This is a genomic window from Nonomuraea sp. NPDC049758, assembly GCF_040674635.1.
In the GTDB taxonomy this organism is placed as follows: Bacteria; Actinomycetota; Actinomycetes; order Streptosporangiales; family Streptosporangiaceae; genus Nonomuraea.
On sequence record NZ_JBFAMZ010000010.1, the window covers coordinates 261,800 to 271,517 of the forward strand.

Annotated in this window: 6 protein-coding genes; 3 read left to right on the forward strand and 3 right to left on the reverse strand. The window is 73.0% G+C overall.

Annotated features, from left to right (window positions below; genetic code table 11):
* Positions 1-70 precede the first annotated feature (70 nt).
* A complete protein-coding gene (locus AB0J46_RS27075; RefSeq protein WP_364336609.1) occupies positions 71-1,294 on the reverse strand; it encodes an oxygenase MpaB family protein in 1,224 nt (407 codons plus the stop codon).
* A gap of 289 nt (positions 1,295-1,583) precedes the next feature.
* Here AB0J46_RS27075 and AB0J46_RS27080 point away from each other — a divergent pair, with 289 nt between their 5' ends.
* Positions 1,584-2,231: a TetR/AcrR family transcriptional regulator gene (locus tag AB0J46_RS27080; protein ID WP_364336775.1), complete on the forward strand. Its 648-nt coding sequence runs from the start codon at positions 1,584-1,586 to the stop codon at positions 2,229-2,231.
* A 16-nt stretch (positions 2,232-2,247) separates the two neighbouring features.
* Here the strand turns inward: AB0J46_RS27080 and AB0J46_RS27085 are convergent, their stop codons facing one another.
* Positions 2,248-2,688: a hypothetical protein gene (locus tag AB0J46_RS27085; protein ID WP_364336611.1), complete on the reverse strand. Its 441-nt coding sequence runs from the start codon at positions 2,686-2,688 to the stop codon at positions 2,248-2,250.
* A 305-nt stretch (positions 2,689-2,993) separates the two neighbouring features.
* Between AB0J46_RS27085 and AB0J46_RS27090 the strand changes: the two genes are divergently transcribed.
* The gene (locus AB0J46_RS27090) at positions 2,994-6,164 is read left to right on the forward strand and encodes an amidohydrolase family protein (RefSeq protein ID WP_364336613.1); all 3,171 of its coding nucleotides are present in this window, start codon (positions 2,994-2,996) and stop codon (positions 6,162-6,164) included.
* A gap of 250 nt (positions 6,165-6,414) precedes the next feature.
* Entirely contained in the window at positions 6,415-7,965 is a 1,551-nt protein-coding gene (locus AB0J46_RS27095) for an alpha/beta hydrolase (protein WP_364336615.1), read from the forward strand.
* Positions 7,966-8,006: 41 nt separating this feature from the next.
* On the opposite strand, the gene AB0J46_RS27100 is transcribed toward AB0J46_RS27095, so the two are convergent.
* Positions 8,007-9,692, reverse strand: a complete 1,686-nt coding sequence (locus tag AB0J46_RS27100) for a tetratricopeptide repeat protein (RefSeq protein ID WP_364336617.1) — start codon at positions 9,690-9,692, stop codon at positions 8,007-8,009.
* Positions 9,693-9,718: the final 26 nt, after the last annotated feature.

Here is a 9,718-nt window from a genome sequence, read left to right on the forward strand (position 1 = left end):
GGGGCAGGTTGCGCCTGCCCCACGGGTGTCGCCCGCGTCCTGCACGCGTTCCTGCGGCGGAGCCCCGGGGTCAGCCGGGGCGGTTGCCGGTCGGGATCACGATCTTGGTCTGCGCGCCCTTGGTCAGGTAGAACGTGGTCCACTTCTTGATCATCTCGTCGAGCAGCCAGGCCGCGGCCGGCACCAGCGGCAGCCCGATCACCCCTTCCCTGAACGCCACCAGCAGCGGCCAGGCGGTCTTGACGACCGGGTCCCACAGCGGCTCGCGCGGGATGCCGTTCCAGTCGGCCGCCTGGTTGCCGGTGAGGTACCTGGAGAACGCGTTGACCAGCGGCTTGTCGATGCTGCCCGGGCTGGTCAGCTCCGCGAGCATGTCGCGCAGGATGTCGTTCAGTTCCACGCCCTCCGGCGTCGGCCCCATGTTCCTGGGCAGGACGATGTCCGACTGGGCGTAGGAGGTGTCCCAGGTGGCGGGGATGAACTCGTCCCTGATGCCGAGCATGTGCGCCAGCAGCTGCAACGAGTGCAGGTACGCCGCGGACTCGGCGGCGGAGATGCGCACCTTCCACTCGCGCATCCCGCGCATGGAGTAGGTCGCCAGGGTGTGCCACGTGACCAGCATGTCCTCCTGGCTGATCGGGATGGGCCCCGGCCAGTGGGGGGACGACTTGAGCAGGTGCCGCACGGCCGCGTGCACCAGCCGGGTCTTGACGGCCTCGACCACGGCCGTCCCACCGGGCCCCCAGGCGTTCTGGGGCCTGACCGCGTACGCCAGGACGTTCGTCTTGGCGACCCGGTCCTTCAGGTCGGCGCCGCCCGCGGAGTAGTAGACCGCGCGGGCCTCCTTGGGGATGGCGGTGGCCAGCATGCCGGCCCCGACGATGGTGAGCACGACGATGTAGTTGCCCTTGAGCGCGTGGAACCGCGACGCGGCGTCCAGCTTGCCCTGGTCGGCCCAGGACGGGAGCTGACGCGCCTGCTCGATGAAGGCCCGCAGGTCGGCCGGCAGCCCGGCGGGCAGCGGCTGGTCGTTGCGGTTCCAGTCGTGGAGCAGCCGGTTGACCTCGGGGATGACCCCGCGGTCGAACAGCGAGGCGAGGAGCGGGTCGGCGACGTCGTCCCACACCCAGCGAGGGTCGGCGCCGGTGCCGGAGCCCGCGACCGAGCCGGCGGCCGGCCACTCCCAGCCGTCGGCGAGGGCCTTGGCCTGGGCCGGGGAGGTGATCCCCAGCGCGCCGAGGGCTCCCAGGGCGGTGCCCGAGATCAGTACCTCGCGCCTGCTCAGCTCTGCCATGCTCTGCACTCCTTCGAGATGGGGGTCCCGCTCAGGGCAGTCTCGATCGGCTCGCCGGAGATCCACCGAACAGGGAGCGCGTGTCGGCGCCGTCGCCGGAATCACGCCTGCTGAGTTCTCCCACGCCGCTTCCTCCTTCTCGCCCGGGGCCGAGAAGTGGGTGATACTGAGAAACAAACCATGAGTCTGTGTATCATCATGAGAGCACGTTGTGATGGACATCACAAGACCCGCCCCTGAGGCAGAATCGATCCAGGAGGTGATCGTGGAATCCGTGCTGTCCGGCTTCATGGCGCCGTCGGGCTCGGAGTCGTTGCTGGAGCGCGCCTTCGTCGACGCCGTCGAACGCGTCGGCGACCCCGACGAGCTGCGGACGCGCATCCTCGACGCGGCCTACGAGCAGTTCTGCCGGATGGGCATCAGGCGCTCCACCATGGAGGACGTCGCACGCCTGGCGAAGGTGTCACGGATCACCGTCTACCGGCGCTTCGACACCAAGGACACGCTGGTCGAGCACGTGGTGCGCCGGGAGTTCCGCCGCTACTTCGACCGGTTCCTCATCGACATCGAGCAGGCGCGCACGCCGGCCGACCGGGTGGTCCTCGGCTTCGTCAGCTCGTTGCGGGCCATCCGCGGCAACCCGCTGATCGGCGGTCTCATCGCCACCGAGCCCGACCTTCTCGTGCCGTCCCTGATGACCGACGGCGGCCAGACGCTCGCCACGGTGCGGCAGTTCGTCGCCGGCCAGCTCCGCCGGGAGCAGCGCGCGGGCAACGTGTCCGACGGCCTCGACGCCGACCTCGTGGCGGAGATGATGGTGCGCATCTCAACCTCCTTCCTGGCGATCCCCAGCGCCGTCATCGACCTCGACGACGACGGGCAACTCGCCGAGGTGGCCAGGCGCTTCCTGGTGCCCATGCTCCAGCCGCCCGCCTGACCCGCGGGGCCGGGCCTCACTTCCCGCCGGGGAAGGCGGCGCGCAGCGCGGCGCCGCGGGTGATGACGGCGACGCCGGCCAGGGCCAGCGCCGACAGGCCCTGGAGCACGGCGTACCAGGCCGGGCAGAGGCCGGGGATCAGGTCCACGCCGATGATCGCGATCGGCATGACGGTGGACAGGGTGCGCACCCGGCCGAACGCCTTGTACGACCCCTCCGCGGCGCGGACGGTCATCCGGTGGATCAGCGGAGCCATCACGACCAGCACGACCCCCCGGACCCACATGAAACCGGACGCCTCGCCGCCGGTGAACGCCATCACCGCGACCACGCCGAGGACGATGACACCGACGGCCCCGAAGAGCGTGACGCACTTCTTCACCGTGGCGAGGGCCTCCTGGGCACGGGCGTCGCCGAGGGCCGTCGTCGCGGTCGGGATGCCGCCGGTGTTCGTCATGATCTGTCTCCTCCGTGTCGTTGTGGCAGCGAGCTTAGGAAGCACCCGCCGGGCCGGAACATGGGGCTGGCCGTACGGGTGGGTGGGGCTGGCCCCACTTCTGCCGGCGATCCCGTCCCGCCCGTCCCTCTTGACTTATTCTTTTGACCGACATATCTACTTTCCTGAAGGCATATTCCAGCCACGCAATGGTGGCCGATCAGATGAACTCCGAGGCGATTAGGCAATTCGTCTGGGACCATGAATCGCGCGTCGTCACGTTCAGCCTTTCGCCGACCATCTGAACAGTGGAATGGAAATTCGCGATGTCTCACGCACCGGTTCCCTCCGACGCCTCCGCCGCTCCGTCCGGATCGATGTCAGGGCCGTCCCGGCGGGCCGTCCTGGCGGGTGGCGGCGCCGCGCTCGCCGCCGCGCTGGCCCCGGCCGCACCGGCGCGGGCCCGCGTGGCGCGGGAGGCCGGCCGGACGGCCGTCGCCTCCGGCACCGACTTCGCCGTCGCGCCCTCGCCCGACGGCCGCCTGCTCGCCCTCGACCTGCTCGGCGTCCTGTGGGTCTGCTCGGCCTCCGGCGGCGCCGCCCGCAGGCTCACCAGCGACCTGTACGACATAGCCCAGCCCGACTGGTCCCCCGACGGCAGGACGATCGTGTTCCAGTCGTACCGCGACGGCGTCTTCGACCTGTGGACGATCCGGCCCGACGGATCCGCGATCAGGAAGCTGACCACCGGCCCGTACGACCACCGCGAGCCCCGCTACAGCCCCGACGGCCGCACCATCGCCTACTCCTCCGACGCGGGCGGCAGCTACGGCATCCACCTGCTCGACGTCGCCACCGGCGCGAGCCGCGTCCTGACCGACGGCTCCGCCGAGGAGTACGAGCCGGCCTGGTCGCCCGACGGCAGCAAGATCGCCTTCGTCGTCGCCGACACCAGGATCGACGTCGTCGAGGTCGCCACCGGCACGCGCGCCACCGCGGTCACGGTGCCCGCCGGGCAGGTCGTCCACCAGCCGTCCTGGCTGCCGAACGGCGCCGACCTCGCCTACCACCACTTCCACTCGGGCGCCAACGACCTGGCCGGCACCGCGGGCGCGCTCGTCACCGGCGAGGAGGTGTTCCCGTTCCGCGCCCGATTCGCCCCGGACGGACGCTATTACTACACCTCCGCCGGCACCATCAAGGTCCGCCGCCTCGGCTCCCCCACCGCGGGCACGGTCGGCTTCACCGCCGCGCTGACGACGACCACTCCGAAGTACCGGAAAAAGGTCCGGGTATTCGACCGGCCGGGCTCGTTCCCGGTCGTCGGAATCGGCAGCCCGGCCGTTTCACCGGACGGCTCCCTCATCGCCTTCCGCGCGCTCAACGACATCTATCTCATGCGCGCCGGCGGCATCCCGGAACCGCTTTTCCGGGACCGCTGGTGGAAAGCCGACCCGGATTTCTCCCCCGACGGGCGGCGGCTGGCATTCGTCACCGACCGCACCGGCACGCTCAACGTCTGGGTCCGCGAGCTGGACACCGGCGCCGACCGGCAGGTGACCCGGCTGACCGACTCCGCCGCCCTGTCGGTCCGCTGGTCGCCGGACGGCAGCGAGATCGCCTACCTGGACCAGGACGGCGCCCTGTGGGTCGTGGAGGTCTCCACCGGCGACCGCCAGAAGATCTACGACGCGACCTTCGAGCCGGGCCGCCCGACCTGGTCCCCCGACGGCAGGACGCTGGCGATGGCCGCGGTGGTGCCGTACTCGCGGCGCTACCGGGAGGGGCTGTCCAAGATCCTGCTCGTGGACCGGGCCACCGGCGCCGGCACGTACGTCGATCCCGCGCCCCACCGGTCCCTGCAGACCCGCGGCGACGACGGCCCCGTCTGGTCGCCCGACGGCACGATGCTCGCCTTCGCCATGGAGTCGGTCCTGTGGGTGCTGCCCGTCGACCGGACCGGCCGGCCCACCGGCGCGGCCCGTCAGGTCACCCGCGAGGTCTCCGACGCCCCCGTCTGGGCCGGCGACTCGGCCACCCTCCTCTACCTGAACGAGGGACGTCTCAAGCGGGCGAGCCTCGACGGGAGACCCGCCCGGCCGGTCCCGGTGCGGCTGACCTGGCGCAACGACCCCGGCCCCGACCAGGTCGTCATTCACGCGGGCCGCATGTGGGACGGCGTCTCCGGCCGCGTCGTCCGTGACGTCGACATCGTCGTACGGGGCCAGCGCATCGCCGCGATCGAGCCGCACCGGGACGGACGGCCCGGCGACCTGGTCGACGCCCGCGACAGGTTCGTCATGCCCGGCCTGATCGACATCCACCACCACCGCGAGATGCAGGGCTACGCCTACGGGTCGCGGCAGGGTCCGCTGTGGCTGGCGCTGGGCGTCACCACCACCCGCTCGCCGGGCTCGCCCGCATACCACATGGTCGAGGAACGGGAGTCGGTGCAGTCGGGCGCCCGGCTCGCGCCGCGCTACCTGGGCACCGGCGAGGCCATCGACGGGGCGCGCGTCTACTACAACTTCATGCGCCCGACGTACTCGCACGAGCAGCTGCGGCTCGAACTGCGGCGGGCCGCCGCCCTCGACTACGACCTGCTGAAGTGCTACGTGCGGCTGCCGGTCGTCTGGCACCGGGAGGTCATCGACTGGGCCCACCGCCAGGGCAAGCCGGTCAGCTCGCATTACCACTACCCGGCGATCGCCATGGGCGGCGACCAGACCGAGCACGTCGGCGCCACCAACCGGTTCGGCTACTCGCGCACCGTCACGAACGTCGGCTCGGCCTACTCCGACGTCATCTCCATGTTCAACGCCTCGAAGATGGCCAGGACCCCCACCCTGTTCGCCTCCTCGACCCTGTACCGGGAGGACACCTCGCTGGTCACCGACGAACGGGTGCGCCGGCTCTACCCGAACTGGCGGATGGCCGCGCTCCGGGCGACGGTCACCGCGGCGCAGACCGCCGACCCGGCGGCGGTCCAGGTGGTCCGGACGAACCTCGCCAACCAGGTCGCCCAGCTCACGGCGATGATCCGCGGCGGCGGCGTGGTCACCGCCGGCACCGACGCGCCGATCGACCACCTCGGGCTCAGCCTGCACATGAACCTGCGGGCCATGGTCCGGTACGGCCTGACCCCGCGCGAGACGCTCACCGCCGCGACCAGCACGTCCGGGGCCTACCTGGGCCTCCCGCTGGGCCGGATCGCCACGGGCATGTACGCCGACCTGGCCATCGTCGACGGCGACCCGCTGTCCCGCATCGAGGACGCGGCCAACGTCACCGCCGTCGTCGTCGGCGGCAGGCACCACACCGTCGAGCAGCTTCTCGCGCCCTACCCGTCCGCCGCCACCACCACCGACCAGGGGGCGGCCGCGCCCGCCGGGCGGGTCAAGGCCCGCGTCCCCGTCCATCCCAGCACGGCGGGCCACTGGTGGAACGACCCCGCCCACCTCGCCGAAGCCCGCACCGCCTGCTGCGACGGCCACTGAACGAGCCCCGGCCGCTCATGTCCGCGTAGGTCGGAACATCGCGTCGCGCCGGGCGGTCCCTTGCGCATCCAGCCGCGTCCAGGGGGGGTCGGCGCGGATGTCGGGGGGCGTACCTGCTGCGGGTCAGGCCGTCCGGATCAGGGCGCCGGAATGGCCGTACGGCCGATCTCGGTCGGCCGTTCGGCCGATCAAGGTCGATCGCGCGGCCACCTAGCGTCGGTGCCGACATCATCAGAAAAGGGGGCTTTCTGTGCGTGCTCGAAAGATCGTCACAGCCGTCGCCGCGAGCGCGACCCTGATGGCGGGGATGGCGGTCACCGGCCAGGCGTCGGCGGACGTCAGGCGTGACAACGGGACCCACGCCCTGGCGGGGTTCCACCGCCAGGCGCTCGCCTGGCACCGCTGCGCGACCGGTCCGGGCGACGACGTCGGCGCGGCTCTGGACGCGGCGGGCGCCCAGTGCGCCGAGGTGACCGTTCCGCTGGACTACCGCAGGCCCCGGGGGCGGACCGTGTCGGTGGCGATCTCACGGATCAAGGCGGCCGATCCCGGCGCACGCCGGGGCGTCCTGCTGATCAATCCCGGCGGTCCGGGCGGGAGCGGGCTGCGACAGCCGCTGCTCGGCAGGCTCATGCCCGCCGTCGCGGCCCGTTACGACCTGATCGGGATGGATCCGCGCTTCGTCGGCCGCAGCACGCCCATCCGCTGCCGGTGGACGACCGACACCCCCACCCGGTCGGCCGGCCCGACCCGCCGCACGTTCGACGAGAGCGCCACGCTCATGAAGGAGTTGGCCGCCGGATGCGTCCAGGGCAACCGTGACCTGCTGCCGCACGCCTCCACCCGCAACACCGCCCGCGACATGGACGTCATCCGCGCCGCGCTCGGCGAGCCCAGATTGTCCTACCTCGGCTACTCCTACGGCACGTACCTGGGCGCCGTCTACACGCAGCTGTTCGGCGGCCGCGCCGACCGGTTCGTGCTGGACAGCGCGGTGGACCCGGACGTCTACGGCCCCGACCTGCTGTCCGCGACCGGCCCGGCGATCGACGCCGCGCTGAGGCACTGGGCCTCCTGGGCCGCCGCCCGCGACGCCGAGTACGGCCTGGGCGCCACCGAGGCCGACGTCCTGGCCACCGTGGAGCGGGTGAACCGGGCCGCGGCCCGTCGTCCGCTGCGCGTCGGCGGGTACCGGCTCGACGCCCACCACGTCCCCTACCTGCTGTTCATCCGCCTCTACGACGACAGCGCCAAGGCGTACGCGAGCTTCGCCACGGAGGTGCGGACGCTGGCCGGCGCCGCCCGCGGCGACGCGGTCACCGTCCCGGCGTCGTTGAAGGAGACGCTCGACGGCCTGTTCACCGGGTCGGGGTCGGCCGAGGACCGGGCGGGCACCCCGATCCTCTGCGCGGACCGGGCCGCCTCCCGCGACCTGGAGTCCTACTACCGCGACATCCAGGCCCACCGCGCGGACGAGCCGCTGTTCGGGCCGATGACCCGCAACCTCGGCCCCTGCTCCTTCTGGCCGGCCGCGCCGGTGGAGGCGCCCACCGCGCTCGGCAACGACGTCCCGCTGCTGGTCGTCGGGGCCGAGGGCGACCCCGTCACGCCCTTCCCCGGCCAGCGGTCCATGCACCGGGCGCTGACCGGCTCGCGCATGATCACCCTGCGCGGCGCCTACCGCCACGGCGCCTACCTCGCCGCGGGCGACGCCTGCGTGGACGCCACCGTCAACCGGTACCTGGTGGACGGCGTCCTGCCCGCCGAGGACACCACCTGCGACAGGACCGGCCGGGGGTGAACGCGGCCGCGGATCGAGCGGCGGGCTGACCCCGCCGCGGGTCAGCCGGAGCGGGCGCGCCGGCAGCGGTCCAGCTCGGCGCGCAGGTCGCGGCGGAGCGCCCGGTCCAGGCCGGGCTGGGCGAGCGCGTCGGTGAAGTCGCGGGCCGCCTCCTCCCAGCGGCCGAGCCGGGCCAGCGCGGTGCCCCGGTTGTAGCGCGGCTCGGGCGCGGACGACAGGGCCACCGCCCGGTCCAGGTCGGCCACGGCGGCGGTCACCTCACCGCGTTCGAAGCGGACGGCGGCGCGATTGGTCCACGCCTCGACCAGCGTCTCGTCGCCCTCCAGAGCCTGGGTGAACAGGTCCTCGGCCGGTTCACCGCGCTCGGAGCGGATCAGGCCGAGCGTGCACAGCAGCGCGGGGTCCTTGGGGGCCAGTTCGAGGCCGGCCAGCGCGTCCCGTTCGGCGGCGTCGAGCGCGCCGCGCTCCAGGTGGGCGTTGACCAGGGCGATGCGGGCGTCCAGGTGGCCGGGGTCGATGGCGAGCGCGTGCTCCAGGTCCTCGCGGGCCCGGTCGTCGCGGCCGCGTTCCAGGTGCAGCACGGCACGGTTGTAGTACGCCTCCGGCAGGTGCGGCCCCAGGCTGATGGCGGCGCCGTAGTCCTTGATCGCGGCCTGGACGCGACCGGCCGCCCGGTGCAGGGCGGCCCGGTCCACGTAGTACTCGCTGTTGTCCGGGTCGTGGGCGATCACGCTGTCCAGGTCGGCCAGGGCCCGCTCCGGGTCGCCGAGTGCCAGGTGCACCTGGGCGCGGTTGTGCCGCAGGCGGGCCAGGTGCTGCGGGTGCTCGCCCGGCGCCAGCACCGCGGTCAGCCTGGCCAGCCCGTCGTCGACCAGCCGCAGCGCCTGGTCGGGCGCGCCGGCCTTGGCGTCCAGCAACGCCAGGCCCTGCTCGTAGAAGACGGTGGAGATCACCTGGTGGCGCGGGTCGTCCACGCTCTGCGCCAGGTCGAGCGCCTGTTCCAGCCAGTGCCGGGCCTGCGCGGGGTCCTGGCGGGCGGCCGGGAGGTGACGGGCGTACAACATGGCGGTGGCGTACGCGGCGGACATGTTGATCTTCGGGTCGCCGGTGGCGGCGCGGGCCTCGTCGTAGAGTTCGAGCGCCTCCTCGGCGCGCTCCAGCGCCGCCAGCGCGGTGGCCAGGCCGGTGGTGCAGGCCCACCATTGCCGCAGGTCGCCGTCCGGGGTGACGAGGGCGCGTCCGTGGGCGGCGACGCGGGCCGCATGGTGGTAGAAGCCGCGGGCCAGGCCGTCGCCGAGGGCGGCGCGGACGGCGTCCGGGGCCGTGGGGAGCGGCGGCGGCTCGGCGGGACCGTCGGCACGCAGGTCCAGGCGCAGCGGGGTGGCGGCGGTCCGCGGGACCAGGACGTCCAGCAGTTCGGCGGTGGTCTCGTCGGCGTTCGCGACGTGGTCGAAGGTGACGGTGACCGGGCGGCGGAGGGCGCCGGCCCAGGCGGCGGCGAACTCGGCGGCGCCGTACGCCAGGCAGGCGGTGCGGCGGGCGGGGTGGAACCTGATCGGCTCCTCCTCTGCGGCCGGCCGCGCCGTGCGGTCGAGCCAGGGGGCGATCGCGTACAGCTCGACCCGATGGCGGGCGGCCAGGCGGGGGCGGTCGGCGGCGATCGTGGCGAGGAATCCGGCGACCCCGGCGTAGGGCCCGTGGCCGCGATGGCAGTCGTAGCGGTTCACGGCCGCACCGGGAACCGCAGGGGCGG

Bases quoted from the DNA above. Each gene is read 5' to 3' on its own strand.
- AB0J46_RS27075 (WP_364336609.1), bottom strand. From the start codon at position 1,294: ATGGCAGAGCTGAGCAGGCGCGAGGTACTGATCTCGGGCACCGCCCTG.
- AB0J46_RS27080 (WP_364336775.1), top strand. From the start codon at position 1,584: ATGGCGCCGTCGGGCTCGGAGTCGTTGCTGGAGCGCGCCTTCGTCGAC.
- AB0J46_RS27085 (WP_364336611.1), bottom strand. From the start codon at position 2,688: ATGACGAACACCGGCGGCATCCCGACCGCGACGACGGCCCTCGGCGAC.
- AB0J46_RS27090 (WP_364336613.1), top strand. From the start codon at position 2,994: ATGTCTCACGCACCGGTTCCCTCCGACGCCTCCGCCGCTCCGTCCGGA.